Genomic DNA, 772 nt, shown 5'->3' on the forward strand with positions numbered 1-772 from the left:
CAGCCCAATATATTCTAAAAATCCGTTGCCCGGCTGCATCCGGCATCGTTGCCGCCATCAGCGGCTGCCTTGCCCAGAACGGCTGCTATATCAGTGAAATGGCACAGTATGATGACGAGACCACCGGCTATTTCTTTACCCGTATTGTCTTCCGTTTCAATGATGCCAGTGGCGATATTGACAGCCTGAAAGCCAGCTTTGCCGACGTCGAACAGCAGTTCGCGATGCAGGCCACCTTCTATGACTGCAATGCACCGATGAAAGTCATGATCCTGGTCAGCAAATTTGATCACTGTTTCCTCAACCTGCTGTATCGCCATCATAAAGGCGAACTGGATTTCCAGATTACTGCGGTGGTGTCCAACCATCTGGACTTGCGTCCGATTGCAGAACGTGAAGGCTTGCGCTTTATCTATCTGCCGGTGACCAAAGACAGCAAAGCACAGCAGGAACAGGAACTGCTAAAAATTGTGGATGAAACCGGTACCGAACTGGTGATTCTGGCGCGCTATATGCAGATCCTGTCAGATAACCTGTGCCGCCAGCTGGCAGGACGTGCCATCAATATTCACCATTCGTTCCTGCCCGGCTTTAAAGGGGCCAAGCCTTATCATCAGGCCTTTGAACGCGGCGTCAAACTGATCGGGGCCACGGCACATTTTGTCACCGGTGATCTGGACGAAGGTCCGATTATCGAGCAGGAAGTGCAGCGGGTCGACCATGCCTATTTGCCGGATGACCTGGTGTCGGTGGGGCGTGATACCGAAACAGT

General features: G+C 52.5%; 1 protein-coding gene. It reads left to right on the forward strand.

Annotated features, from left to right (window positions below):
- Positions 1 to 772, forward strand: a 772-nt coding sequence (gene purU / locus WAE57_RS15790) for a formyltetrahydrofolate deformylase (RefSeq protein ID WP_337711305.1), incomplete at both ends; no start/stop codon positions are given.

This window comes from Acinetobacter sp. NS-4, assembly GCF_037402435.1.
Taxonomy (GTDB): Bacteria; Pseudomonadota; Gammaproteobacteria; order Pseudomonadales; family Moraxellaceae; genus Acinetobacter.